Origin of the sequence: Mycolicibacterium aurum (assembly GCF_900637195.1) — a bacterium.
Taxonomy (GTDB): domain Bacteria; phylum Actinomycetota; class Actinomycetes; order Mycobacteriales; family Mycobacteriaceae; genus Mycobacterium; species Mycobacterium aurum.
The window spans coordinates 542,966-568,719 of record NZ_LR134356.1; the positions used below are offsets into that span (position 1 = coordinate 542,966).

The 25,754-nt window shown below is 68.4% G+C and carries 25 protein-coding genes; 15 read left to right on the forward strand and 10 right to left on the reverse strand.

Annotated features, from left to right (window positions below; translation table 11 throughout):
* Window positions 1–27 precede the first annotated feature (27 nt).
* The gene (locus tag EL337_RS02550) at window positions 28–2,148 is read right to left on the reverse strand and encodes an MMPL family transporter (RefSeq protein WP_083443127.1); all 2,121 of its coding nucleotides are present in this window, start codon (window positions 2,146–2,148) and stop codon (window positions 28–30) included.
* A 59-nt stretch (window positions 2,149–2,207) separates the two neighbouring features.
* On the opposite strand from EL337_RS02550, the gene EL337_RS02555 reads away from it, so the two are divergent.
* Complete coding sequence (locus tag EL337_RS02555) at window positions 2,208–2,684, forward strand: MarR family winged helix-turn-helix transcriptional regulator (protein WP_048633271.1); 477 nt, start codon at window positions 2,208–2,210, stop codon at window positions 2,682–2,684.
* On the opposite strand, the gene EL337_RS02560 is transcribed toward EL337_RS02555, so the two are convergent.
* A complete protein-coding gene (locus tag EL337_RS02560; protein WP_048633270.1) occupies window positions 2,671–4,257 on the reverse strand; it encodes a Na+/H+ antiporter in 1,587 nt (528 codons plus the stop codon). The genes EL337_RS02555 and EL337_RS02560 overlap by 14 nt on opposite strands.
* Before the next feature lie 39 nt (window positions 4,258–4,296).
* Between EL337_RS02560 and purT the strand changes: the two genes are divergently transcribed.
* Genes purT through EL337_RS02585 form a run of 5 tightly spaced genes read left to right on the forward strand, consistent with a single transcriptional unit; the run spans window position 4,297 to window position 7,955 of the window.
* Complete coding sequence (gene purT / locus EL337_RS02565; RefSeq protein ID WP_048633269.1) at window positions 4,297–5,457, forward strand: formate-dependent phosphoribosylglycinamide formyltransferase; 1,161 nt, start codon at window positions 4,297–4,299, stop codon at window positions 5,455–5,457.
* Window positions 5,454–5,897 (forward strand): Rv0361 family membrane protein, encoded by a 444-nt coding sequence (locus tag EL337_RS02570; RefSeq protein ID WP_048633268.1) that lies wholly within the window; start codon window positions 5,454–5,456, stop codon window positions 5,895–5,897. The genes purT and EL337_RS02570 overlap by 4 nt, the downstream gene beginning before the upstream one ends.
* 19 nt (window positions 5,898–5,916) lie before the next feature.
* Window positions 5,917–6,330 carry a rhodanese-like domain-containing protein gene (locus tag EL337_RS02575; protein WP_048633267.1) on the forward strand — a complete coding sequence of 138 codons (414 nt, stop codon included), beginning with the start codon at window positions 5,917–5,919 and terminating at the stop codon, window positions 6,328–6,330.
* A complete protein-coding gene (locus EL337_RS02580; protein WP_048633266.1) occupies window positions 6,327–7,550 on the forward strand; it encodes an O-succinylhomoserine sulfhydrylase in 1,224 nt (407 codons plus the stop codon). The genes EL337_RS02575 and EL337_RS02580 overlap by 4 nt, the downstream gene beginning before the upstream one ends.
* Window positions 7,551–7,955 (forward strand): hypothetical protein, encoded by a 405-nt coding sequence (locus EL337_RS02585; RefSeq protein WP_048633265.1) that lies wholly within the window; start codon window positions 7,551–7,553, stop codon window positions 7,953–7,955. It begins immediately after the preceding gene.
* A 74-nt stretch (window positions 7,956–8,029) separates the two neighbouring features.
* On the opposite strand, the gene EL337_RS02590 is transcribed toward EL337_RS02585, so the two are convergent.
* Both EL337_RS02590 and EL337_RS02595 read right to left on the reverse strand, forming a co-directional pair.
* Window positions 8,030–8,893 (reverse strand): SDR family oxidoreductase, encoded by an 864-nt coding sequence (locus EL337_RS02590; protein WP_048633264.1) that lies wholly within the window; start codon window positions 8,891–8,893, stop codon window positions 8,030–8,032.
* Window positions 8,894–8,935: 42 nt separating this feature from the next.
* Window positions 8,936–9,637 carry a DUF899 domain-containing protein gene (locus tag EL337_RS02595; RefSeq protein ID WP_048633263.1) on the reverse strand — a complete coding sequence of 234 codons (702 nt, stop codon included), beginning with the start codon at window positions 9,635–9,637 and terminating at the stop codon, window positions 8,936–8,938.
* 86 nt (window positions 9,638–9,723) lie between these two features.
* On the opposite strand from EL337_RS02595, the gene EL337_RS02600 reads away from it, so the two are divergent.
* Genes EL337_RS02600 through EL337_RS02615 form a run of 4 tightly spaced genes read left to right on the forward strand, consistent with a single transcriptional unit; the run spans window position 9,724 to window position 11,305 of the window.
* Window positions 9,724–10,056 (forward strand): ArsR/SmtB family transcription factor, encoded by a 333-nt coding sequence (locus EL337_RS02600; protein ID WP_048633262.1) that lies wholly within the window; start codon window positions 9,724–9,726, stop codon window positions 10,054–10,056.
* A complete protein-coding gene (locus EL337_RS02605; RefSeq protein WP_048633261.1) occupies window positions 10,053–10,502 on the forward strand; it encodes an SRPBCC family protein in 450 nt (149 codons plus the stop codon). The genes EL337_RS02600 and EL337_RS02605 overlap by 4 nt, the downstream gene beginning before the upstream one ends.
* Complete coding sequence (locus tag EL337_RS02610) at window positions 10,502–10,993, forward strand: GNAT family N-acetyltransferase (RefSeq protein ID WP_048633260.1); 492 nt, start codon at window positions 10,502–10,504, stop codon at window positions 10,991–10,993. The genes EL337_RS02605 and EL337_RS02610 overlap by 1 nt, the downstream gene beginning before the upstream one ends.
* A 21-nt stretch (window positions 10,994–11,014) precedes the next feature.
* Window positions 11,015–11,305, forward strand: coding sequence for a hypothetical protein (locus EL337_RS02615; protein WP_048633259.1), 291 nt, complete (start codon window positions 11,015–11,017; stop codon window positions 11,303–11,305).
* On the opposite strand, the gene EL337_RS02620 is transcribed toward EL337_RS02615, so the two are convergent.
* A complete protein-coding gene (locus tag EL337_RS02620; RefSeq protein ID WP_048633258.1) occupies window positions 11,302–12,030 on the reverse strand; it encodes an MBL fold metallo-hydrolase in 729 nt (242 codons plus the stop codon). The two genes, EL337_RS02615 and EL337_RS02620, sit on opposite strands and share 4 nt — an antisense overlap.
* A 23-nt stretch (window positions 12,031–12,053) precedes the next feature.
* On the opposite strand from EL337_RS02620, the gene fgd reads away from it, so the two are divergent.
* Window positions 12,054–13,064: a glucose-6-phosphate dehydrogenase (coenzyme-F420) gene (gene fgd, locus EL337_RS02625; RefSeq protein WP_048633257.1), complete on the forward strand. Its 1,011-nt coding sequence runs from the start codon at window positions 12,054–12,056 to the stop codon at window positions 13,062–13,064.
* 20 nt (window positions 13,065–13,084) lie between these two features.
* Complete coding sequence (locus EL337_RS02630; RefSeq protein WP_048633256.1) at window positions 13,085–14,056, forward strand: endonuclease/exonuclease/phosphatase family protein; 972 nt, start codon at window positions 13,085–13,087, stop codon at window positions 14,054–14,056.
* 9 nt (window positions 14,057–14,065) lie between these two features.
* Here EL337_RS02630 and EL337_RS02635 read toward each other — a convergent pair whose 3' ends face one another.
* Genes EL337_RS02635 through EL337_RS02650 form a run of 4 tightly spaced genes read right to left on the reverse strand, consistent with a single transcriptional unit; the run spans window position 14,066 to window position 20,638 of the window.
* A complete protein-coding gene (locus tag EL337_RS02635) occupies window positions 14,066–15,742 on the reverse strand; it encodes a hypothetical protein (protein ID WP_048633255.1) in 1,677 nt (558 codons plus the stop codon).
* A gap of 6 nt (window positions 15,743–15,748) precedes the next feature.
* Window positions 15,749–17,731, reverse strand: a complete 1,983-nt coding sequence (locus tag EL337_RS02640; RefSeq protein WP_126316484.1) for a hypothetical protein — start codon at window positions 17,729–17,731, stop codon at window positions 15,749–15,751.
* Window positions 17,728–19,155 carry a glycosyltransferase family 2 protein gene (locus EL337_RS02645; RefSeq protein WP_083443126.1) on the reverse strand — a complete coding sequence of 476 codons (1,428 nt, stop codon included), beginning with the start codon at window positions 19,153–19,155 and terminating at the stop codon, window positions 17,728–17,730. Before EL337_RS02645 ends, EL337_RS02640 begins: the two co-directional genes overlap by 4 nt.
* Window positions 19,148–20,638 carry a hypothetical protein gene (locus tag EL337_RS02650; protein WP_126316486.1) on the reverse strand — a complete coding sequence of 497 codons (1,491 nt, stop codon included), beginning with the start codon at window positions 20,636–20,638 and terminating at the stop codon, window positions 19,148–19,150. Before EL337_RS02650 ends, EL337_RS02645 begins: the two co-directional genes overlap by 8 nt.
* Before the next feature lie 249 nt (window positions 20,639–20,887).
* Between EL337_RS02650 and pta the strand changes: the two genes are divergently transcribed.
* A complete protein-coding gene (pta, locus tag EL337_RS02655; protein ID WP_109860144.1) occupies window positions 20,888–22,981 on the forward strand; it encodes a phosphate acetyltransferase in 2,094 nt (697 codons plus the stop codon).
* Window positions 22,978–24,171: an acetate kinase gene (locus EL337_RS02660; protein WP_048633252.1), complete on the forward strand. Its 1,194-nt coding sequence runs from the start codon at window positions 22,978–22,980 to the stop codon at window positions 24,169–24,171. Before pta ends, EL337_RS02660 begins: the two co-directional genes overlap by 4 nt.
* On the opposite strand, the gene EL337_RS02665 is transcribed toward EL337_RS02660, so the two are convergent.
* Window positions 24,091–24,564, reverse strand: a complete 474-nt coding sequence (locus tag EL337_RS02665) for an STAS domain-containing protein (protein WP_048633251.1) — start codon at window positions 24,562–24,564, stop codon at window positions 24,091–24,093. The genes EL337_RS02660 and EL337_RS02665 overlap by 81 nt on opposite strands.
* Window positions 24,565–24,884: 320 nt before the next feature.
* On the opposite strand from EL337_RS02665, the gene EL337_RS02670 reads away from it, so the two are divergent.
* On the forward strand, window positions 24,885–25,748 hold the full coding sequence (locus EL337_RS02670) for an SDR family NAD(P)-dependent oxidoreductase (protein ID WP_048633250.1): 864 nt from the start codon (window positions 24,885–24,887) through the stop codon (window positions 25,746–25,748).
* Window positions 25,749–25,754 lie beyond the last annotated feature (6 nt).

Below are 25,754 nucleotides of genomic sequence, written 5' to 3' on the forward strand. Positions count from 1 at the left end.
AGCGCGTTGAGGAGCGCCGGGACCGCGCTACGGACCGGTCGCCGTCCGAGAGCGGTGTCGACCGTGCGGCTGCGCATCGAGGGAACCGGGGCGGCGCGGTCCCCCGTCGCCGCGCTCGCCGAGGTTGCGCAGTGCCGGCCACCAGATCTTCGGGCCGATGAGCGTGAACAGGGCCGGGATGATCACGGTCCGCACCAGGAACGTGTCCAGCAGGATGCCGAGTCCGACGATGATGCCGACCTGGGTGAGCACGATCAGCGGCAGCACGCCGAGCACGCAGAACACCGCGGCCAGCACGATGCCGGCGCTACTGATCACCGCTCCGGTCGCCGAGACGGCGCGGACGATGCCGTCGGTGGTTCCGTGTTCGGGCGTCTCCTCCCGTGCGCGGGTCACCAGGAAGATCGTGTAGTCCACGCCGAGCGCCACCAGGAACAGGAACGCGAACAGCGGTGCGGTGTTGTCCAGCGCGGGAAAACCGAACAGATGCACGCTCGCCCAGCCGCCGAGTCCGAGCGCGGCCAGCGCGCTGAGCACCGTCACCCCGACCAGGACCAGCGGCGCCAGCGCCGAGCGCAGCAGGAGGTAGAGCACCAGCAGCACCACGATCAGGATGGCGGGTATCACGACGGCGCGGTCGTGACCGGCCGCGGTGGCCGCGTCGCGGGCGGTGGCGTCCGAACCTCCCACGAGTCCGCCAGGATCGGCCTGGTGTACCGAATCACGCAGTGCGTCAATGGTGTCGAACGCCTCGTCGGAGGCGGGCGCGGCGTCCAGCACCACCGACCACTGGCTTTGGCCGTTCGGTGCCGTGCCCGTGGGGAAGGCCGATACCACTCCCGGGGTCTCGGTGATGGCGCGCTGCACCTCGGCGGCGCGGTCGGTGGACGCGATCACCCGTGCGGGATCGGTGAGGCCGCTGGGGAAGTGCGCGGACAGCGTGTCGAATCCGCTGACCGACTCTGCCTGGACGCGGAACTGCTCGGTCTGCGACAGCCCGACGGGCGTGTAGAACAGCCCCGTGCACAGCAGCGCCAGCGCGCCGATCGACACCACCGCCACCCGTGCGGGCTTGCGCGCGACGGCGGCGGCCACCCGGTGCCAGATCCCGCTGTCGGTCAGCGGTGTGGCACCGACCGCAGGGATGAACGGCCAGAACAGTTTCCGGCCGAACAGGCCCAACGCCGTCGGCAGCACCAGCAGCACGAACACCGCAGCGACGACGAGACCCGCCGCGGCCTGCACGCCGAGGCTGCGGGTGCTCGGCGATGACGCGAACAGCAGCGTCAGCAGAGCCAGCACCACCGTCGCATTGCTGGCGATGATCGCGGGCCCGGCCCGGCGCACCGCGGTGTCCAGCGCTTCACGGTGGGATTCAGTGCGGCCCAGTTCTTCTCGATAGCGCGAGATCAACAGCAGTGCGTAGTTGGTGCCCGCGCCGAACACCAGCACGCTGGTGATGCCGGAGGTCGAGCCGTCGGGGCTCATGCCGAGTGCTTCGGCGACGGCTACGCCGAGCACCGCGGCCACCCGGTCGGCGAAGCCGATGACCAAGAGCGGCACCAGCCACAGCACCGGCGAACGGTAGGTGACGATGAGCAGCAGCGCCACCACCACGGCGGTGACGGCCAGCAGCGTGAAGTTGGCTCCGGAGAACGAGTTCGCGATGTCCGCGCCGAAGGCAGGGCCGCCGGTCACCTGCGCAGCAAGGTCGCCGGGCAGGCCGTCGGTGGCCGCGGCGCGGAGTTCGTCGACCTTGTCCGTGAGCGCGAAGCCGGACAGATCCGCCGACAGCGGCACCGTCGCGACTGCTGCCTGACCGTCCTCGGAGACCTGCGGCGGGGGCGCCGACGCAGCTGCCGGCCCGGTGTCCGCTGCCGCGAGCATGCGGCCGCGGGCGCTGTCCACCGCGTTCAGATCTGCCGGGCTGAGCTGGGCGCCGTCGGAACGGGTGACGACGAGGATGGCGGGAACCAGGTCCCCGCCGGGGAACTCGGTGCGCGCTGCGTCCGCGCGGGCGGACTCCGCCCCGGGCGGCACCGCCACCGGGGACTGCGACTCGGACTCCGAACCGGACAGCGCACCCATCAGCGCGCCGGAGATGACGACGATCAGCAGGGCGATGACCCAGGACAAGCGACGGCTCATGCGGACCAATATTTCAGATAATTAACTATTAATCAACTGAATGAGGTTAGAGTGGGTGCGTGCACGAAGCCGACCGGGATGCGCTGGAGGCCGTGATCGCCGCCGACGTCCGGGCGCTCACGGCCGAGTCCGACCAGATCGGGCACAGTTTCGCCGGCAGGCACGGGCTGACGGCGAACGATTTCCGTGCCCTGCTCCACCTCATGGTCGCCGAGAATGCCGGCACGCCATTGACCGCCGGCGAGCTCAGGAAACGGATGGGCACCTCCGGCGCGGCGATCACCTATCTGGTCGAGCGGATGATCGCGTCGGGACACGTGCTGCGCGAAGCTGATCCGGGCGATCGTCGCAAGGTGATGCTGCGGGTGGCCGAGCACGGCATGGCCGTCGGTCGCGAATTCTTCACCCCGCTGGCCGAGCACACGCGCGAAGCGATGGCCGATCTACCGGACAGCGATCTCGCCGCGGCCCACCGCGTCTTCGTCGCGCTGACGGACGCGATGGGCACGTTCCGCTCGACGCTCAATCCCGGTTGAGCGTCGCCTCTTCCAGGTCGAGACCGTGCAGCATCCCGCGCAGCACCTCGTCGTCGATGGTGCCGCTGTCCCGCTCGGCGATGAAGGCCGCGCGTTCGGCGGCCAGCATCTCCAGCCGCAGATTCCGGAACACCGACATCGGGGATTCGGAGCCGTCGTCGTCGACGCTCTGCCAGGCGTACGCACGCCGCCTGGCGTTCCATGCGCGAAGCACGTCGGCGGCGTGCTCGTCGACGTCGGTGGAGCCGTCGCCCAGCAGCTCGTCGAGCCGGTCGGCCGCCGCACGGGCGGCCTTGTCCTTGGCGGCGGCCGTCGCCATCGCGTCGGCGCGCTTCTGGTCGCCCTGCCCTCCGAGTCGGCGGATCAGCCAGGGCAGTGTGAGCCCGTGCAGGAGCAGGGTCCCCACCACGACCACGAACGTCAGGAAGATGATGTGCGGCCGGCCGGGGAACTGCGCGCCCGTCAGCGTCGTGAGCGGAACTCCGAAGGCCGCTGCCAGAGACACCACTCCGCGCATCCCCGCCCAGGCCACGATGAACACCTGTGCCGGCGCGGGCGCAGGCTCGGCGGCGCGGATCCGCGCCGACAGCAGCCTCGGCAGGTAGGCGAACGGGTACACCCACGCGACCCGCACCGCGATCACCGCGGCGAGCACCGCGACCGACGACGTCAGGAACACGCTGGCCGGGATGCCCTCCATCTCATCGATGACCGCGGGCAGCTGGAGGCCGATCAGCAGGAAGGCGAACGACTCCAGCACCAGCTGGACGGCCTTCCACACCGCGGTGTCCTGCAGCCGGGTGGCGTAGCCGGCCCTCGCGTAGCGCTGCCCGGTGATGAGGGCGGCGACGACGACGGCGAGCACTCCCGATCCATGGATCTGCTCGGCGGTCAGGTAGACGAGAAACGGCGCGACCAGCCCGATGGCGCTCTCGGCCAACGCGTCGTCGAGGCGGGAGCGGATGAACACGATCACCGTGCCGAGCAGGAACCCGACGACGACGCCGCCCGCGGCGGCCAGCGCGAACGTGGTGAGACCCTCCTGCCACGTGGCTGCGGCGCCGATCGCGGCGGCCAGCGCCACCTTGTAGGCGGTCAACGCCGTCGCGTCGTTGAGCAGGCTCTCGCCGCTCAGCAGCGTCATGGTCCGCCGCGGAAGTCCGAGCCGCCGCCCGATCGCACCCGCCGACACGGCGTCCGGCGGTGCCACGATCGCGCCGAGGACGAATGCCGCGGTCAGCGTGAGCTCGGGGACGGTCCGGTACGCCACGAATCCGACGACGGCCGTGGTCGCGAGCGGCAGCCCGACCGCGAGCAGCCCGATCGAGCGCTTGTTGGCGCGCAGGCTCACCGAGCTGCTCTCCAGCCCGGCCGACCACAGCAGCGGCGGCAGCAGCACGTAGAGCACGAGCTCTGGATCCAGGTCGAGTCCGACGATCTCCCGCACGCCGGGAATCAGGCCCACGGCCAGACCGGCGACCACGAGGAACAGTGGCGACGACAGGTCGTAGCGGCGGGCGATCGCGGCCAGGACCACGGATACCACCAGAATCGCCAGCAGCGAGGCACTCATGTTCTGATTCTCGCGGTCCGTCTGGCAGGCTGAAAATCGATGACTGAAACGGTGACGGGCCGCGAGACGGTGATGCTGCTCGGCGCGGGAGAGCGCAGCCGGGAACTGGCGCTGGCATTCCAGCGCCTGGGCGTCGACGTCGTGACCCTGGAGACCCAGCCCGACGACGGCCCGGAGGCGCTGACCGCCCTGATCGACGAGACGACACCGCGCTACCTGGTCTCCGATGCCGGGGCGGTGACGGCCGAGGCGTTGATCGCGGTCGCCGAGCGAGGCGACGTGGAGGTGTTCCCCACCCCGCGCAGCACCCGCCTGTCCCTGGACGGAGAGGGGCTGCGCCGGCTCGCCGCCGACGAGCTGGGTCTGCCGACCGCCCCGTTCTGGTTCGCCGGCTCCGTCGACGAGCTGGCCGCGGTGGCTGCGCACGCCGGCTACCCGCTGGTGGTCAAGCCGGTCGCGGCCGCACCGGGGGAAGGCGAGTCGGTGGTGCTGCGGCCCGAGGACGTGGAGCCGGCGTGGCGCCGTGCCGTCGCCGGGGGCAAGCTCAGCCTGCAGCGCGTGATCGCCGAGACCGTCGTCGACGTCGATGTCGAGGTGACGCTTCTGACGGTGCGCACGACCGGCCCGGCAGGTCCCGCGGTGTCCTTCTGTGAGCCGATCGGCCACCATCAGCGGACCGGTGAACCCCTGGAAGCGTGGCAGCCGCAACATCTTTCGGCGACCGCGCTGGACTCGGCGAAATCGATCGCGGCCCGCATCGTGAACTCGCTCGGCGGGCGCGGGGTGTTCGCGGTGGAGTTGTTGGTGCGCGGTGACGAGGTCTACTTCTCCGACGTCCGCCCGCGCCTGCAGGACACCGGGCTCGTGACCCTGCGCTCGCAGCGGCTCTCTCAGTACGAACTGCACGCCCGTGCCGTCCTCGGGCTGCCCGTGGACACCATCATGATCTCGCCCGGCGCCGTCGAGGTGGCCTACCGCGATGTGCCCGGCACCGGCACCGGCACCGCGGAGCCGCGGCCTGCACTGGCCGACGCACTCGCGGTCGCCGAGAGTGACGTCCGGGTGTTCGATGCCGATGACGCCGTCGGTGGCTCGTTGTGGCGCACCGTCTCCCTGGCGACCGCCCCGGACCCCATCGTCGCCAGGGACCGCGCCCGCCGTGTCGCGGCCGCACTGCGCGGACCACGGGGGACCGAATGACCGACGCCGACGAGCCGGCGGACCGGCCGGCCGCATGGCCGTTCCTGGCCGCGCTGGCCATCATTGTCATCGTCGTGATCGGAATCTGGCTGCTCGACGTCTTCTCCGGCGACGACCTGACCGACGAGCAGCAGATCGCGCGCGCGGCGTCGGGGCAGAACGATGCGCTCCAGCGCGAGGACTTCGCGGACTTCCGCGCGTTCAGCTGTGCGGGCCTTCCCGGTAGCGAGTCCGAAGTGCTTTCGGCACACCGTGATTCGGTGGCCAAGCGCGGCGACCGGTACGTCGACCGGGTCGCCGGTGTGGCCATCGAGGGGCAGCAGGCCAGCGCCGACGTCACCTACTACTTCGACAACGATCCCGACGTGAAGGAGACCGTCGAGATGACCTTCGCGCGTGAGGACGGATCCTGGAAGGTCTGCTCGACCGGTCCCAGCTAGCTGTGGAAGACTGCCGGTCGTGAGCTATGCGGGAGACATCACGCCTGAGGAGGCGTGGAAGCTACTGAGCGAGAACCCCGATGCGGTGCTGGTCGACTGCCGCACCGACGCCGAATGGCGTTTCGTGGGCGCGCCCGATCTGAGCTCGCTCGACCGCGACGTCGTCTACATCGAGTGGAATCGCACCGACGGCACCCGGAACGCCGGCTTCGTCGACGATCTGGTCGCCGCCGGGATCACCCCCGGCGAACGTCCCGTCGTGTTCCTGTGCCGTTCCGGCAACCGGTCCATCGGCGCCGCAGAGGCTGCGACGGAGGCCGGCATCGGGCCGTCCTACAACGTGCTGGACGGATTCGAGGGCAACGTGGACGAACACAAGCATCGCGGCGGCACCGGCTGGAAGGCCGTCGGCCTGCCCTGGAAGCAGTCATGACCAACGAGCGGCCTTCGGTCCCGTCCGTCCGTATCCCGGCCGCCCTGCCTGACGGCGTCAGCCAGGACACCATCGGTGTCCGCGGCGGGCTGCTGCGCTCGGAGTTCCAGGAGACCGCCGAGGCGATGTACCTGACGTCGGGCTACGTCTACGAGACGGCGGGCGACGCGGAGAAGGCCTTCACCGGCGAGATCGACCGTTACGTGTATTCGCGCTACGGCAACCCCACCATCTCGATGTTCGAGGAGCGGCTGCGGCTGCTCGAGGGCGCGCCCGCATGCTTCGCCACCTCGACGGGAATGTCGGCGGTGTTCACCGCGCTCGGTGCACTGCTGGGTGCCGGCGACCGCCTGGTCGCCGCCCGCAGCCTGTTCGGTTCGTGCTTCGTGGTCTGCAACGAGATCCTGCCGCGCTGGGGCGTGGAGACGGTGCTCGTCGACGGCGACGACCTCTCCCAGTGGGAGGAGGCGCTCTCTGTGCCCACCCAGGCGGTCTTCTTCGAGACACCGTCGAACCCCATGCAGCAGCTGGTCGACATCGCCGCTGTCTCCGAGCTGGCCCACGCGGCGGGCGCAAAGGTGGTGCTGGACAACGTCTTCGCCACCCCGATCCTGCAGCAGGGCATGCCATTGGGCGCGGACGTCGTGGTGTACTCGGGCACCAAGCACATCGACGGTCAGGGCCGGGTGCTGGGCGGAGCCATCCTCGGCAGCAGGGAGTACATCGACGAGCCCGTGCAGAAGCTGATGCGCCACACCGGACCCGCGCTGAGCCCGTTCAACGCGTGGACGTTGCTGAAAGGCCTGGAGACGCTGGCCCTGCGTGTGCAACACCAGACGTCGTCCGCGCACCGCATCGCCGAGTTCCTGGAAGCCCACCCGGCGGTCAGCTGGGTGAAGTACCCGTTCCTGGAATCGCATCCGCAGTACGACCTCGCCAAACGGCAGATGACCGGCGGCGGCACGGTCGTGACCTTCGAGCTCAAGGGCGGGACGAAGGAGCGTGCGTTCGAGGTGCTCGACAAGCTGCGCATCGTCGACATCTCCAACAACCTGGGCGACGCGAAGTCGCTGATCACCCACCCGGCCACCACCACGCACCGCGCCATGGGGCCGGAAGGCCGGGCGGCGATCGGTCTCGGCGACGGCGTGGCGCGCATCTCGGTCGGCCTGGAAGGCACCGAGGACCTGATCGCCGATCTGGACCGGGCGCTGTCCTAGGTGTCCCGCAGGACCGACGCCAAGAAGGCCCGTCGCAGGAAGCGTCAGGGTGCTCGCGCCGTAACGTGGCTCCCGGCCGGAGTCGCGGAGCAACTCGAGATCGCTTCGGAGCTGGAGGATTTCGACGCCAGGCTGACCGAGCGTGGTTGGGAGTTCTCCGAGGAGGCCGACGACGACACCGGTGTGGTGTGGTTCTGGCCACCGTCGGCGACCGAACACTCAGACGACGACGAGACGGTCAACGTCACCGTCGTCGTGCTCACGCCTGACGACGGCGGTGAGATCGCCCATGTGGTGTTCGTCGGAACCGACGACGACTACCAGTTCAATCTCGACGAGCTGTTCGACCACCTCGATGTGATCGAGGCGTACCGGGCCGGCGACCCGCTGCCGGTCTTCGGCTAGCGTGCCCGCGAGTTCTGCACCAAGGCTGTGCATTCCGGTGCGCAACGACCCCGGCGCAGAACTCGGCGACTCGGCTAGTCCTTCGTGGCGCCCTCGATGACACCCTGGGCCGCGCGGGCTCTGTCCTCGTAGCTCTTGCGCTTGGCGACGTCGACCTCGAGGAACACCGTGTCCAGGCCGAGTGCCTTGTTCATCGCCCGCCGACCCTTGGGGGGCAGCATCTGGGCGGCCTGGGCGGTGAATCGCAGCGGCGGCGGCACCGATACGTGGGTCTTGGGCTTGTCCAGCGTTTTGACGATGGCGGCGGCGATCTCCTCGGGCTCGACGGGTTTGATCGCGCCACCGGACTTGGTGCCGGAGATGAGCTCGGTGTTGGTGAACGGCGGCATGATCACCGAGACGTTGACACCGTGTGGCGCCATCTCGTCGGCCAGCGCGGTGGACAGACCGACGACGGCGTACTTGGCGCCGACGTAGACCACCTGGCCCGGCAGCGGGATGAGACCCGACAGCGAGGCGATGTTGATGATGTGGCCGCTGCGGCGTGCGACCATGTCCGGCAGCGCCAGCTGGCAGCCGGTGATCACGCCGTAGACGTTGACCTCGAGCGACGACCGGACAGACTGCTCGGTCTCGTCCAGGAATGGCCCCACCGGCATGACGCCCGCGTTGTTGATCAGCACGTCGATGTGGCCGCCCCCGTCGGTACGCGCCTTGTCGAGGAACGTCGAGAAGGACTCCCGGTCGGTCACGTCGAGGGGGTATCCCGAGACGGATCCGAGGTTGGTCAGCTTGGCGACCGAGGATTCCTGAAGTGCCACGTCACGATCACCGATGACGACGCGCGCGCCGCGCTTGAGAAGGGCTTCTGCGGTGGCGTATCCGATGCCCCGCGCGGCCCCGGTGATCGCGATCGTCTTGCCGCGGATGTTGTCCATGCGGCCAAACTTTACACGTGTCAAGTTTCTCTGGGAAGCGGCCTACTGTGCCTCTGTCCCGCCGTAGGTGTCGTGCCAGCGCCACCACGCGTACGGCGCGGACTGCGGATATCCCTCGGGCGAGTCCTCCCAGGTTTCCTGCCGGCCGAGGGCGGTGATGTCGAGGAAGGTCCAGGTGTTGACGAACGCCTCGTCGCCGCGATTGTTGACGAAGTACGTGCGGTAGACGCGCTCACCGTCGTCGTCCGGCCAGCGGATGAAGGCGTTGGTGCCGTGCCACTGGTCGACGCCGAAGTCGACGTCGAACGCGCCTCTGTCGTCGGGAAGGATTGTGTACCAAGGGATATCCCAGCCCATCCGGTCCTTGATCCGTTTGATGCCGGTCTGCGGGCCCCGGGAGACGTAGACGAGGGTGGTGTCCCGGGCGTTGAGGTGGGCGAGGTTGCCGATGTGGTCGGCCATCAGCGAACACCCCACGCAGCCGTGGTCGGGCCAGTCGCCGAGATCGGGATCCATGAACGCGCGATAGACGATCAGCTGGCGACGGCCCGCGAACAGATCGAGCAGCGTCGCCTCGCCGTCGGGCCCGTCGAAGCGGTAGTCCGTGTCGACCGACGTCCACGGCATCCGCCGTCGCCGCGCCGCCAGCGCGTCGCGCGCCCGCGTCATCTGCTTTTCCGTGACCAGCAATTCATTCAGCGCGGACTGCCATTCCTGCGCCGACACGATCTCGGGCGTGCGCACCGGTTCCTCCTCGGGGAAAACGTTCAACAAGTTAGTTGAATATTGCCGCTCAAGAACTACCCGCTCGCGCCGCTATAGTCAACAGAATGGTTGAAGATCTGGCGCTCGATCGGGCATACGCCGCGCTGGCCGATCCCACCCGCCGCCGGCTGCTGGAGGCGCTGCGCGACGGCGACGCCCGCATCACCGACCTGGCCGCGCCCCTGCCGATGACGTTCGCGGGGGTGTCCCGCCATGTGGGCGTGCTGGAGTCGGCAGGCCTGGTGCGTCGTGAGGTGCGCGGCCGCGAGCACTGGCTGTCCCTGCAGCCGGCAGGGCTCAGCCAGGCACGGCAGTGGATCGACGAGCAGGCCGACTTCTGGTCGACGCGGGCCGACGCGCTGGCGGAACGGCTGCGCGAGAAGAAGCACGCGCGGTGACCGCCGGCCCCGTCGTCCGGGTGCAGCGCGTCATGCCCGCGACGCCCGAGGAGGTGTTCGACCAGTGGCTCGACCCGGACGCGCTCGCCGACTGGATGTGCCCGCGTCCTTCGCGGTGCGTGGCGATCACCGTCGAACCGCACGTCGGCGGGCGGGTGCGGTTCGACGTCGACACGTCCGGCCACCTGGTGCTGATCGTCGGCCAGTTCCTCGCCATCGAACGTCCGAACCTGTTGCGCTTCACGTGGTCTCACTCCGGCTGGCAGGATCCGACGGCCACGAGCGTGGTCGACGTGACGTTCCGGCCGCACGGTGACGACGAGACCTTGATGTCCATCGAGCATTCGCTGCTGCCCCCCGAGGCGTTCGACGACCACGACCTCGGCTGGACACGCACCGCGGAGCAGTTGGCGGCGGTGCTGTCCGGTCGCAGGACGTCGCAGTGATGCCGGATCCCGCCGCGGGGGAGGTGCGCTTCGTGGCGGTCGGCCAGTCCGATCCGCTGGCCGCACCGCTGATCGACGAGCTCGCGGTCGAGTACGCCGACCGCTACGGCGGCGTCCGTGACAAGGTGCACGCATGGCTGCGCCGCTACCCGGCAGCAGAGTTCGAGGGCCCCGGCGGCGGCCTGCTGATCGGGCTGCTCGACGGTGTGCCGGTGACCGGCGGCGCGTTCCGGCGCTTCGACGCCACCACTGCCGAACTGAAGAGGATCTGGACCGACAGCAGGCACCGGCGCCGTGGATATGCGCGAAAGCTGCTGTCCCGACTGGAATCCGACATCGCCGCGCGCGGGTACACGCGGGTCTACCTGACGACCGGCGACCGCCAGCCCGAGGCCGCGGCGCTGTACCTGTCGACGGGCTACACCCGACTGGACGAGCCGCTGACCGCCGAGGGCGAGGTCTATCCGGTCGCCTTCCTGAAGGCGCTGTGAGCGGGCTATAGGCTTGACGACGTGTCGCAGGCGGCCGTGGGGTGGTTGTTGCTGGCCGGCGCCGTACTGACCTTCGTGTTCGGCGGTGTGACGCGTCTGGTGGTCGGGCGCCGCCGTGACAGCAGGGCGGTGCGCCTGCTCGTGCACATCTTCCGGCGGACCGGCATCGCCCGGGTGCTGTTCGGGCGCTTCCAGGATGACGTCCTCGACGACGACGAACTCGACACCATGATCCTCATGCCTGCGATCGTGATCGCCTGCGGACTCGCCCTCACGGCGATATTCCTGCTCGGCTACGGAGCGCTGGCTTAGAGAGCTCGCGTCACGGCGTCGCGGATCGGCCCGCGCCAGACCGGACCGTGCCCGGGCAGCAGCACCTCCGTGTCGAGCAGCGCCAGCGCTTCGAGGCTGCGCCGGCAGGTCTGCTCGTCGTGGTTGAACACCGACGGCAGCAGCTGCGGCCCCCGCCGCGGTGCCACCGGATGGTCGGTGACCAGTGCGTCACCGCTGACCAGGACGCCGTCGACGATGTACGAGCAGTGCCCGCCGGTGTGGCCCGGGGTGGGGACGGATTTGGGGGCGCCGGGCAGCGATGCCGCAAGATCCGCGGTGAGCGCCCCCGTGGTGGGAATGCCTGTATGCGACAGGCCGCCCTTGCGCATGATGGCCACCGACCACTTGAGCCACTTGGGCTGCCACGCGTGCATCGCCACATCAACCGGTGACGCCTGCTCGAGGTACTCCCGCTTGGCGTGGCCGACCTCGGCGGGGTGGCAGTACACCGGCGTGCCGTGTTCGGCGGCGAACCAGATCGCCGTGCCGAAATGGTCGACGTGGGCGTGGGTCAACAGGATTGCGCGCAGGTCGTCGACTCCGAAGCCGAGGGAACCGAGGGAGGCGAGCACGTCGTCCCGGTGTCCGGGGAAGCCCGCGTCGATCAGCATCACGCCGTCGCCGTCGGTGACCAGAGTCCAGTTCACCAGGTCGGTCTGGGCGAAGTGGACGCTGTCGGTGATGGCCGTGAGGACCGGGGACATGAAGCGAGTGTAGAAACATAGGCATGGCTGAACTGAAACTGGGCTACAAGGCGTCGGCGGAGCAGTTCGCACCGCGGGAACTCGTCGAACTCGCGGTGGCCGCCGAAGAACACGGCATGGACAGCGCGACCGTCAGCGATCACTTCCAGCCGTGGCGGCACGAGGGCGGCCACGCGCCGTTCTCGCTGGCCTGGATGACCGCGGTCGGTGAGCGGACGAAGAGGCTGCAGCTGGGCACGTCGGTGCTGACGCCGACGTTCCGGTACAACCCGGCCGTCATCGCGCAGGCCTTCGCGACGATGGGGTGCCTGTACCCCGGCCGCATCTTCCTGGGCGTCGGGACGGGCGAGGCCCTCAACGAGATCGCCACCGGCTACGAGGGCGAGTGGCCGGAGTTCAAGGAGCGCTACGCGCGGCTGCGGGAAGCGGTTCGTCTGATGCGCGAGCTCTGGCTGGGCGACCGGGTGGATTTCCAGGGCGAGTACTACAAGACCAAGGGCGCCTCGATCTACGACGTGCCCGAGGGCGGCATCCCCATCTACATCGCCGCGGGCGGGCCGCAGGTCGCCAAGTACGCCGGCCGTGCCGGCGACGGCTTCATCTGCACCTCCGGCAAGGGCGAGGAGCTGTACAAGGACAAGCTCATCCCGGCGATGCGGGAAGGGGCGGAAGCCGCCGACAAGAACCCCGACGACATCGACCGGATGATCGAGATCAAGATCTCCTACGACACCGACCCCGAGGCGGCACTCGAGAACACCCGGTTCTGGGCCCCGCTGTCCCTGACGGCCGAGCAGAAGCATTCCATCGACGACCCGCTGGAGATGGAGAAGGCCGCCGACGAACTGCCGATCGAGCAGGTGGCCAAGCGCTGGATCGTCGCGTCTGATCCCGACGAGGCCGTCGACAAGGTCAAGGACTATGTCGGCTGGGGCCTCAACCATCTGGTGTTCCACGCCCCCGGCCACGACCAGCGGCGTTTCCTGGAGCTGTTCCAGCGCGACCTGGAGCCGAGGCTGCGCAAGCTCGGCTGACGCGCCGGAGACCCGGGCAGATGATCCGGATTCTCGCGACGCTGATGGGCCTGGCCGCCCTTGCCGTCGCGGTGGTGGGACTGGGTGCCCGCCACCTACCTCTGAGCGGACATCCGACGCTCATCCTGGCCGCCGCGGCGCCCTACCTGGCGGTGGCCGCCCCGGCGGCCGTGCTGCTGCTGGGGTTCGGCAGGCGGTACGTGCTCACGCTGGTCGCGTTCGCGGTGACGGTCGCCGTGGTCTGGGTGTACCTGCCCCGCTACCAGGTGCCGGCAGCCTCGGAAACGACCGCCGTCGAGGTGCGGGTGCTCACCGCGAATCTCGGTATGGGACAAGCGGATCCGCCGGCCTTCGTCGCACTTGCCGATCAGACTGCCGATGTGGTGGCGGTACAGGAGATGACGCAGGAGGCGGCTGACGGGCTGTCGGCGGCCGGTATGGACACCCGGTTCCCGTACCGGGTCATCGCGCCCGCGCCGATGGCGTCGGGCATCGGGATCTGGAGCAGACATCCGATCGTGCACTCGGGGCGCATCGACGGCTATGCGCTGCCGATGGTGGGGTCGCGGATCCGCATCCCTGGCGTCGTGGTGGACGCCACCGTGCTGTCGGTGCACCTGGCCGCACCGTGGCCGATGCCGATCGGCGCCTGGGCCGCCGACATCGGGCGGTTCCCCGAGACGCTGGCCGAGGTGGGCCGTACCGCGGGCGCAGGCGCGGTGATCGTGGCCGGCGACTTCAACGCCACCGCCGACATGGCACCCTTCCGGCGGCTGCTGGAGCAGGGTTACGGTGACGCCGGCATGGATGCCGGAGCCGGCCTGGCCCGCACGTATCCAGGCGGCGGAAGCTGGCCGGCGGTACTGGGTATCGACCACATCCTGACGAAGAACTCCGCGGCTGCCTCCGCGAGAACCGTGGTGGTCCCGGGCGCCGACCACCGCGGGTTGCTCGCGACGCTTCGGGTGCCGGCGGACATGACGGCCAGCTGACACGCGACGTCAGGCGGGTGGGTGGACACGGAAGATCCGGAACTGCGCGCCCCCGTTGGGTCCGGTGACGGTCATGGCGAGCGTGCCGATCCCGGCGCCGTCATCCCACATGGTCGGGTACCGGATGTTGACCGCGTCGAGTTCGCCCAGCCCGGACGGCCGTGGCACCAAGATGTAGCGCAGACCGCTCTCGGTGGGGTTGTTCAGCTTCTCGAAGAAGTCGTAGTCGCTGCGGACCACGAACTGGTCCGGACGTTCGGAAGCCAACCACATCCGTGCCAGGCCGAAGGTATCCATCAGCACCGACCCTTCGGGCAGCTCCTGTTCGTCGAACCATCTGACGGTGTTCTCGGCGATCTCGCCGGACCAGTAGAACCAGAAGCCGCTCGGCGGATATTCGTCGGGCCACAGCGCAGACCGTAATCCGAACTCTTCTTTTCCGATGTCGGGATCCATCATCGACTGCCAGGTCACCGGGATCGACGAGAACAGACTGGCCGCCATGACCACCGAAATCGCTGCGCGCCACAGGTTCAGCGCACGGTCGGGCCCGGATCCGGTGGGCCAGCACGTCAGCAACCCCACGATGACCAAGGGCACCAGGACGATGAAGAAGCGGAACCACCCGAAGGTCGAGCCGAGCAGAATCGCCACGGATTGGAACAGCAGCACCGAACCGAACACCACGAGCGGCGCGAGCGGTTCGTATCGCCGCCGGCAGATCACGGTGGCGCCGACCGTGGCAACGACGACCAGCGCCAGCGGTTCGATGCCGAAGATGTTGGCGGCGATCACCTTCAGGAGCGGGCCGAAGCCCACCTCGCCGGCGTTTACGATCCCCGCGGCCGCCACCTGCGCACTGTTGCCGTACTGCGAGGTGAACTGGGCGAGCAGGCTGGCATCGAGGAGCCACCCGGACAGCGCCCACACCACGAATACGCAGACGATGGGGAAACCCATGATGACGCCGTCGTGGAGGGCCAGGCGCAACGCGGGCTTCCACTGTGGCGGGGTGCGATGCCGGATCAGCGACGTGGTGATGACCATTGCCGTGGCGGCAGCGGCGGCGATCAGCGCCTCGTAGCGCACCAGGTACGCGACGCCGAACGCGATACTGGCCAGGCACAGATCGACCGTCGACTCGACCCGGATCCAGCGGATGAGCCTGCGGCACGCCCATAGCAGCACGAAGCAGAACGCCGCCTCGCTCATCCCGTTGGCGCCGTAGAGCACGATCATCGGGTTGAGCGCGAACGCGGCGACGGCCATGATGCGCACGGGCCTGGAAACACCTGCGTCGACGGCGATGCGCCGCAGTACGACGACCGCTGCGGCCATGAACGCGGCGCTCTGGATCACGCCGCTCAGCCCGATCGTCTTCAGCTCGGGCCACCAACGGCTCAGCGGCAGCAGCGGAACCTGCGCGAAACTCGGCAACGGGTTCCAGACGAACCCGACCGCGCCCAGATGTGGGAACCTGCTCATCACCACATAGCCGGCATTGCCGGTGCGGCTGGTGGCGTCGGGGTTGATGTAGCCGACCCGGAACAGGAAATAGCCCAGGGCGGCGTAGAGGGCCATGCAGACGACGAACAGGGCAACCACCGGTCGGCGATCGCCACCGGCGGCCGGAACACCGGTGGTCGTCTCGGGTTCAGCCGGTGTGTGCTCTGCGGTCAGCGACATCGATGGTCAGGGTTGCGGCGGGGCAGACGGGGGCACCTGATGCGCGCGCCGCCTCCGGCGAATTCCGCTGGCCGCCATGGCGAGGGCGGCGATCACGACGGCCGCGCAGCCGATCAGGGCCCACGGGAGCCACTGGGTCCCCGCATCGGCGATCAGCAGCGCGGGACCCTGCGATCGGATGGTGAGGTTCTCGGGTTCGCCGTCGGGGCCCTTCACCACCACATCGCCGGTCAGATCCCGCCAGCCGCGGGGCAGGTCGGCGACGTGGCCCAGGATCTCATCCACCAGCTGCCAGTCACCGGTGGTGGTCACCAGTACGACGGTGCGGCCGCGGTCGGCGAATGCCTGCATGCTGCCCAGACCCTGCGGAAGATTCAGGCCCACTGCATTTCTCGGGGCGAACGAGGCTGAGACCTCAGCTTCTTCGCCCGCGGTGATCGGTGAATCGAGGTCGTTGTCGACGAGCTGACCCGAATGGGCCACGATCAGTGCACCGGAGCCGCTGGTCACCGCTTCCGGCAGGTCGACCAGCTCCGGTCGCAACTGTCGTGCCGTCAGTCGCTGGATGCCTGCGATCACCGTCGAGGCCCGGGACAGGAACGCCGGCGTCGATTCACCAAGGGCGACCTGAAAAGTCGGCGCGAATCCGACAGGCAACGCGCCGAACCCACCCATCGAGACGCTTCCCCCGACCACCGATATGGTCGACGTCTCGTCCAGATCGAAGGTCAGCGGCACGGTGCGCGGATTGCAGGCGCCGGGAGCGGGCTCGTAGGACACGAGGAACTCCCACGCGGCCATGCTGCCGCCCAGGTCTCCGGGAATCGTGAACCTCGCGTCGACCACCCCGGCCGGGCCCAACTCTGCGGAATAGACCACCCGCCCGGTCGACTGGATGGTGAGCGTGGCCTTCTCGTCCTGCTTGACCGGGGTGTGATGGGCGATCAGGTGGGTTTCGATCGCACCCGGGTTCGCAAGGCCGAACATCGAGGTATCGGGTGTCACGTATATCGAGGCCTGGCCGAGGACGGAGAGGCGGCCGGTGACGCCGAGCTGCGCGAACGTCGCGGTGCCTCCGCCGCGGACGTCGTACTGCTCGACGGAGTCGACGGCGGTGGTCGAAATCTGGGACAGGGCCAGCAATTCGGTGCGGAACAGTGCCGTCTGCTCCACGAGCCGATTGCCCTCACCGCTGATCACCAGATAGGGCGACCCGGGAGTGTTCATCAGATCCACACGCGGCTCGCCCCCGCCGCGGACCACGATGTCGCGCCGCATGGGGTCCCATCGGGCCGGCGTCGGCTCCTGGCGCCGAGGCAGCGGCTTGACGGTGAAGCGGATGGGCAGCGCCCGATAGTGCACGCTCAGCATGGACACCAGGCTGAGGACGGCTTGCGCCTCGGACGGGTACGGCGACGGATCGACGAAGATGTCCACCTCGGACAGCACAGAGGGGAAGAACTGCGCCAGGGTGCGTGGCCGCCCAGGCTGTGTGTCGAATCGCACGGCCAGTCGGCTCAGCGTGACGTTGGGCGGAGTGCCGCAGATCGAGTCGCCGTCCGTCTGCCGGAGAACGACGACGACCCGCGCGAAATGGTCACGGACCTCGACGGTGGACAGGTCGACGCTGACCGGAACCGTCACCTGACCACTGCTGACGTCGGGCAGGCGCACGGAGGTGATGAGACTGCCGTCCTGCCTGGTGAATTCGAGGTATCCGGCGGTGATGTTGCTGACGGACTGAATCTGGCCGATGAGCGCCCCGGGACGGGCGCCGTCGGCTGCCGGGATCGACACCGTCTGAGCGGAGTTGGCCGAGTTGAACCCGATGGTGGGGCTCATGCCCAGCGCTTCCGAGGTCAGGACCACGCCGTCGGTGTTGGGCACACTCGCGTTGTTCGGCCCACCCCACGCCATGGGCGGGACCGCCAGCAACGTGACCACGAGCCCGATCACCGCGAACAACGACACACCCCGTCGCGCCGTCATCGTTGCGACTCCGCGGACACGGGCGCGTCGAGCGGCTGGCCGAGGCCGTGAACTGTCTTCTCCCAGTAGGACGGTCGGACCACCAACTGAAGGGCGGCTTTGAGCGCGGCCACCGACTGCAGTACCCAGTACGGCGGCATCAGCAGGGCGGCCCACCACATGTAGGGCTTGTTCAACGTCTTCGTCACGACGAGTCCCATGAAGATGGAGATCGGCGTCCCGATGATGAACAGCGCGAGGCAAAGGTAGTACGCCAACGGTGGAAACAACCATTCGATGAGGGCCGGACGGCCGATTATCCACTGCACCATGGTGAACCAGAAGACGATGTTCAGGACGCTGGTGATCGGCACCCCGCCGGTCATGTTGATCAACCGGAGTATCGCGACCGTGCCGATCTCACGGCGCAGCGCCGCGGGATCGCGCAGGTGCACCAGCATGGTCTGCAGATAGCCCTTGTACCAGCGTGACCGCTGGCGAATCCAGTTGATGACGTCGGAGTTGGCCTCTTCCAGCGTGATCGAGTCCAGGATCAGCGTGCGGTAGCCGTAGCGAGCGAGGCGGACGCCTAAGTCGGCGTCCTCGGTGACGTTGAATTCGTCCCAGCCGCCGATCTCCCGCCAGGTGCTGGTTCGCATGTGATTGGACGTCCCACCCAGTGGCACAACGCACTTCAGTTCTTCGACCGCCGGCAGGATCAACCCGAACCACTGGTCGTACTCGATCGAGAACCATCGCGTCAACAGGTTCTGGCGTTCGTTGAAGTAGCCGAGGCGTGCCTGCAGACAACCGACGTCGTCGGGCATCCGGCGGAATGCGGCGACTGCTCGGCGAAGCTGCAACGGATCGGGGATGTCCTCGGCGTCGTAGATGGTCACCATCTCACCGCGCAGATCGGGCAGTGACATGCCGTAATTGCACGCCTTGGGTTTGGTCCGCGGGAGGCTGTCCGGGACGATCACCACCCGGATGTCCTGCAGGTCGGACTCCAGAAGCGCTGTCTGGGTGGCGATGTCGTCTTCCTCGACCAGCAACAGGATTTCGAGTTTGTCTCTCGGATAGTCGATGTTGAGGACACCGGTGATGAGGTTGGACACGATCGACGGTTCGTCGTACACCGGCAGCAACACGGTGTAGACCGGCAACTCGGCGTCGGGCAGGGCCAGGGCTTCGTCGGCGCTGACATGGATCAGGGCCGACGAACTGATCCCCTTGATGAGCAGATAGTTGCGGTCGATCGTCGACGCGAGGTACAGCACGGCCACGATGCAGGTCAGCGCAGGTGGAATCACGGTAGGCATCGCGAACGTCGCAGCGGCCAGCAGCGCCACGCCCGCAGCGACGACGAACACGGATCTGCGGCGCGCCTGCTTTCGCGCCGACATGTGGACCGGCAGCACGGCCGTGGGTGCCGTGTCAGGCACTCGTCGACGCCCCGGCGTCGTCGCTGTCCAGGCCGGCCGCGGCCAGTACCCGGTTCGCCACGTCGGCGGCCCGCAGGATCACCTGCGGGTCGACCGGATGCTCGGTGGTCGCCTTCTGGCGAGCGATCCACAGTGCCGGTTCCACAACGGAATTCATCACCGTGAGCGGAGCGGGCGGTGGAGGCTGATGGTCCGAGTGGAGATCCTGGTTGACCAGCACGGTCACGCGCTGGTAGGTGTCGTCGGCGCGCCACGCCCACGTCACCGCGTACCAGTTCTGGCTCGCGCCGTCGGTGGCCGTGGCGATGTCGGTGTGAATCACCTCGGCGCCGTCAGGCCGGAACGTCAGCCCGCTCAGATCAGCCGGGCGATAGTCCAGGGGGCGGCTGCTCGGGTACCACACCGCATCCGAATAGTCGGCCAGCGCCGCTTCGGTGGGTGCACTCATCACGTCCACAGCGGCCGCGGGCAGGCCTGCTGCCGGGGCCACCGGATCGCGGGTCAGTGTGGCGCCGGAACCCAGGAAGCGGGTGATGAAGTCGAAGCTCTGCGGTTCGCCGAGCTGGGCGCGCTGCGTCCAGTCCGGCTGTGCTGCGGTCACGGCCGCATCTCGCGGTGTCGTGGGATGCAGTGCGAACAGCGCGGCGGACAGCACCGCGAAGGCCACCAACGACACCGGCGAGTGTCGATGATCGCCGGGCCGGGGGTGCGCTACGGCGGTGCGGGAACGGACATGCAGCGCCAGGCACGCCCCGACGGGCGCGGCCGCACCGACGATGACGATGGTGACCTCCGGGCTGACCGGGACCCCGGAGACGACGAAGGCCGTCGACGCCAGGACGTATCCCAGCGTCACGCCGAGCCGTCGGCGCGTCGGTGCCAGGCGACCACCGAGGTAGACGGCGACGGCGCCGAGGACCACCACCACGAGGGCCGCTGCCGTGTCGGAGCCGCCGAACATCGCGACGGCCAGCAGGTACGGCAGCGGCGTGGCACAGCAGATCGCGAACACCCACAGCGGCCACATGTGCACGGCATGGCGGAGGCCGAACAGCACCGCCGCGAGACAGGCCAGCCACAGCGGCAGACCGAGCAGCGGCACTCCCCAGAACCCGGCCAGGGTGGGCATCCGGTTGTTCACCAGGTAGATGGCGACGAAGCCGCTGATCCCGATCAGCGCCGTCACGATCCAGTCGGATTCGACGTCGTCGACGCCGCGCGGAGTAGATCGATAGCCGACGGCGCCCACCGCCAGCAGTACCGGGAGGGCGACGACATAGGCGGCCCGGGATCCGCTCAGCGCATCGGTGAGCAGTTCGGAGTACATCGTCGCGAACGCGACAGCTGTCAGAACGGCCGCCGCGACCATCCGGACCGCATACGCGGTGGCCGGCGCACGGGTGGTCTTGCCCTCGAGCGGTAGGGCGCGCGGGGGAGCGCTCGCCCCGTCCCGCACGGACGCGCTGCTGTCGGACAAGGGCACGACGACCATGGCACCCCCGAGGGCTGGGAACGGCTCTTGCGAGCGAATGAACTTGGCGGCTGGGTGAACCCGAGAACTGAGATTAGCGTCAATATTCAAACTTGGCAATGTAGACAGCGACGCGAACCAAGCTTGTCACCAGTAGGTAATGCCGATGAACATAGCTGTGGCAAATAGTTAGCCCTTCACGTCAATAGTCGGCGCCGGGTGGGTGTGGCTGCCGCGGGGGATCTGCGGAAAGCTGGGTGTGTGCGCGACGCCAGCAACTCATCGACCATCTCCGCCATCTATGTCGCGTCACCCGAGGGGGACACCGGCAAGTCGACGATCGCGCTGGGCATCCTGCACCGGCTGGCCGCCACCGTCGCCAAGGTGGGCGTCTTCCGGCCCATCACCCGCGGCGGCGGCGAGCAGCGGGACTACATCCTGGAGCTGCTCCTGGACCACACCACCGCGGACCTGCCCTACGACGAGTGTGTGGGCGTCACCTACCAGCAGCTGCACGACGATCCCGACGCCGCGCTGGGCGAGATCGTCGATCGCTTCCACCGCGTCGCCGACCGCTGCGATGCGGTACTTGTCGTCGGCAGCGACTACACCGACGTCGCTGCCCCCAGCGAGTTGTCGGTCAACGCGCGCATCGCAGCCAACCTCGGCGCACCGGTGGTGCTGGCCGTCAACGCCAAGGGCCGCACCCCCGACCAGGTCGCCCAGGTGGTCGAGGTCTGCGTAGGCGAGATCGCCGCGCAGCACGCGTTCACCGCTGCGGTGGTGGCCAACCGGTGCGATCCGGCGCAACTCGGCGAGGTGCGTGAGGCGCTGAAGGCGGTCGAACCGCACAGCTATGTGCTGCCCGAGGAACCGCTGCTGGTGGCGCCGTCGGTCGCGGAACTCCAGGCCGCGGTGGAGGGCACGATGGTGCAGGGCGATCCCGCCCTGCTCGACCGCGAGGTCCTCGACGTGCTCGTCGCCGGCATGACCGCCGAGCACGTGCTGGAACGGCTGACCGAGGGCGTCGCCGTCGTCACCCCCGGTGACCGCTCCGACGTCGTCCTCGCGGTGCTCAGTGCCCATGCCGCCGAAGGCTTTCCGTCGCTGTCCGGGGTGATACTCAACGGCGGGCTCACCCTGCATCCCGCCATCGAATCGCTGGTGTCGGGCCTGGGCCAGCGCCTGCCGATCGTCGAGACCCGGTTCGGGACCTTCGAGACGGCGAGCAGGGTGGCGGCCACCCGCGGGCGGGTGACCTCAAAGTCGCACCGCAAGATCGACACCGCGCTGACGCTGATGGAAACCCACGTCGATACCGCGGATCTGCTTGTGCACCTGGCCATCGAGATGCCCACCGTGGTCACCCCGCAGATGTTCACCTACCAGCTGCTCGACCGGGCCCGCTCGAACCCGAAGCGCATCGTGCTCCCCGAGGGCAACGACGATCGCATCCTCAAGGCCGCCGGCCGGCTGCTAAAGCGCGGCGTGGCCGAGCTGACGATCCTCGGCGACGAAACCCAGGTGCGCGCGCGGGCGGCCGAGCTCGGCGTCGACCTGTCCAGCGCCGTGGTGCTCGACCCGCAGACCAGCGAGCTGTGCGACCAGTTCGCCGAGCAGTACGCGAAGCTGAGGGCGCACAAGGGGGTCAGCGTCGAGCAGGCCCGCGAGATCATCCACGACGTCTCGTATTTCGGCACCATGCTGGTGCACAACGGCATGGTCGACGGCATGGTGTCGGGCGCGCGGCACACCACCGCGCACACGGTGCGGCCCGCGTTCGAGATCATCAAGACGCTGCCCGACGTGTCCACCGTCTCGAGCATCTTCCTGATGTGTCTGGCGGACGAGGTGCTGGCCTACGGTGACTGCGCGATCGTGCCCGACCCGACGGCCGAGCAACTGGCCGACATCGCTATCTCCTCGGCACGCACCGCGGCGCAGTTCGGCATCGCGCCCAGAATCGCGATGCTGTCGTATTCCACCGGCACCTCCGGAACGGGTGCCGACGTCGACAAGGTCAGGAAGGCAACCGAATTGGTGCGGTCCCGCGAACCCGACCTGCTGGTGGAGGGGCCGATCCAGTACGACGCCGCGGTGGAACCGTCCGTCGCCGAGACCAAGATGCCCGACTCCGAGGTGGCCGGGCGCGCGACGGTGCTGATCTTCCCCGACCTCAATACCGGCAACAACACCTACAAGGCCGTGCAGCGCAGCGCGGGGGCCATCGCCATCGGCCCCGTCCTGCAGGGGCTGAACAAGCCGGTCAACGACCTGTCGCGCGGCGCGCTGGTGGAGGACATCGTCAACACCGTGGCCATCACCGCGATCCAGGCGCAGGGGACCTCGCGATGACGCGCTCGGTGCTGGTGCTCAACTCCGGTTCGTCGTCGGTGAAATATGCTGTGGTGAACCCGGATTCGGGTGTCCTGGTTGCCGACGGGATCGTCGAACGCATCGGCGAGTCCGGCGGGGGCGGCTCGGGTTCTGCAGGGGTCGCCGATCACGCCGAGGCCATGCAGGTGGTGTTCGACTCGCTGGCCGCCGACGGGCACGGCCTGGACGATCTCGACCTGGTGGCGGTGGGCCACCGAGTGGTGCACGGCGGGCCCGATCTGTATCGGCCGACGGTCATCGACGACGCCGCGATCGCGCGCTTGAAGGAGCTATCGCCCCTTGCGCCCCTGCACAATCCGCCGGCGATCCAGGGCATCGAGGTGGCTCGTGCGGCGCTTCCCGATCTGCCGCACATCGCGGTGTTCGACACCGCCTTCTTCCACGACCTGCCCCCTGCCGCGGCCACCTACGCGATCGACGCCGAGGTGGCCCAGAGCCGGCACATCAGGCGATACGGTTTCCACGGCACGTCGCACCAGTACGTGAGCGAGCAGGCTGCTGTCTTCCTCGACGCACCGCTGGAGTCGCTCAGTCAGATCGTCCTACATCTGGGCAACGGCGCCTCGGCGTCGGCCATCGTCGGCGGCCGGCCGGTGGAGACCTCCATGGGACTGACCCCGATGGAGGGTCTGGTGATGGGAACCCGTTCCGGCGACGTCGATCCCGGCCTGATCTTCTATCTGTGGCGCGAGGCGGGCATGAGCGTCGAGGACATCGAGTCGATGCTCAATCGGCGGTCGGGCGTACGCGGCCTCGGTGGCGAGGTCGACTTCCGGGTGTTGCACCAGCTGATGGGTTCCGAATCCGAAAAGGAGCGGGCCGCAGCGCAATTGGCCTACGACGTCTACATCCACCGCCTGCGCAAGTATATCGGCGCCTACCTGGCGGTCCTCGGCTCGGCGGACGTGCTCACGTTCACGGCCGGGGTGGGCGAGAACGACGCGGCGGTCCGGCGGGACGCACTCTCGGGCCTCACCGCGTTCGGGATCGAGCTCGACGAGCACCTCAACGACAGCCCCGCCCGCGGTGCCCGGCGGATCTCGCCCGACGGCGCACCGACGACGGTGCTAGTTATTCCGACCGACGAGGAGCTTGCGATCGCCCGGGCGTGTGCGGGTGTACTTGGCGGCAGGCTCGGCGACGGGTAGCTCGCGATTCGGGTCGCAGACCTTCAGCAACCGCCGGACGTGGTTACCCGGCAGCAGTTGCCAGCGCACGCCGGTGCGCGCACAGACCACGTTGATGTTGGACAGTGCGGCAAATCCCGACGCCGCGAAGAACTCGACGGTCTGCAGGTCCACGATGAGCTTGCGGGACCCGCCGAGGCGCTTCTCGATGTAGCGGGCCAGGGCCATGCTGTTGGTGGCATCGATCTCGCCGTGGATGGTCACCAGCACGGTGGACGGCGGCAGCTCGCACGCGGAGAACGTGGCGCGGTGGTGCTCTTCGCGCAGTTCGAACGATGTGGGATCCGGCCGGAACACCCGCTGGGTGCTGGATACGGGTGACAGTGGTTCTGATATCGGGTCGTACGTGGACATATGAACTCCCCTGGTACGAAATGAGCGCAGAGCGCTCGGCGTCATTGATTCGTACTGCGGGTGAGGTCAGGGGATCGGGCCCTAGAGTCTCAAAGCTGCGCCGATGACGTCACCTGGTGGTGGAGTCACGATACTACGGAATCCGTGGGTTGACCATAAGCAGATCAGAATCCCATCGATGCACTTTCACCTGGAGTTTCGGTGCCCTGTGCGGTGAGGGCCGGGCCGTTTGCCGGACGGCAGGGTCGATTCCGCAACCGTCAGCAACGGAATTCGTCGTTGCTGCGGGCATTGGCAAAAATTATTATGCGTGTAATTATTTGGCGATGCTCGACGGGAAGATCGCCATCGTCACCGGCACCAGCAGGGGAGTGGGCGTCGGCATCGCGCACGAGTTACTGCGGGCGGGCGCCACCGTGATCGGGTGTTCACGCTCGAAGCTGGCCGAGATCCCCGGCGTGGGCGACCACCCCGGCTGGGCGCAGCGTTCCGCGCAGCTGGTGTGCGACCAGGGCGACTACCGGGCGATCGACGCCATGGTGGCCGAGGTGGTGAAAACCTATGGGCAAGTGGACATTCTGGTCAACAATGCCGGCGGCACAGTACCGACGCCGCACGTCGAGGACGTCCCTGCGCTCGTCTCCCGCATCCAGGGTGCACCGTCATCCGACGATGACCTGGAACGGACGATGCTGTTCCACGCGTTCGCGATCCAGATGAACCTGATCAGCCCGCTCTGGTTCGCCATCCGCGTCTACCGGCAGATGCGCGACCAGGACGGCACCGGCTGCATCATCAATGTCTCCAGCGGCGCAGGGCATCCCGCGGGGTCGCCGACGCTGGTGTCCTACGGTGCAGCCAAATCCGGGCTGAACCACCTCACCCGGTCGCTGGCCGAGGAATGGGGTCCGCACGCGCGGGTCAACTGCGTGGCACTCGGCCCCACCATCACCGAGAACTTCCGCTCCTTCGTGCTGCCCGACGACGACCCCACCGGCGCCACCTACTTCGAGGCGATACCGCTCAAACGCGGGGGCGAGCCAGCCGAAGTGGGCCGGACGTGCGTGTTCCTCGCCTCCGGCGCCGCGGATTTCATCAACGGCACGACGATCGAGATCGACGGCGGGATGCTGCCGGGGGTGCTGTACGAGGCAGGCCTGAAGACCATCACGGACCTGCTGTGAGGAGCG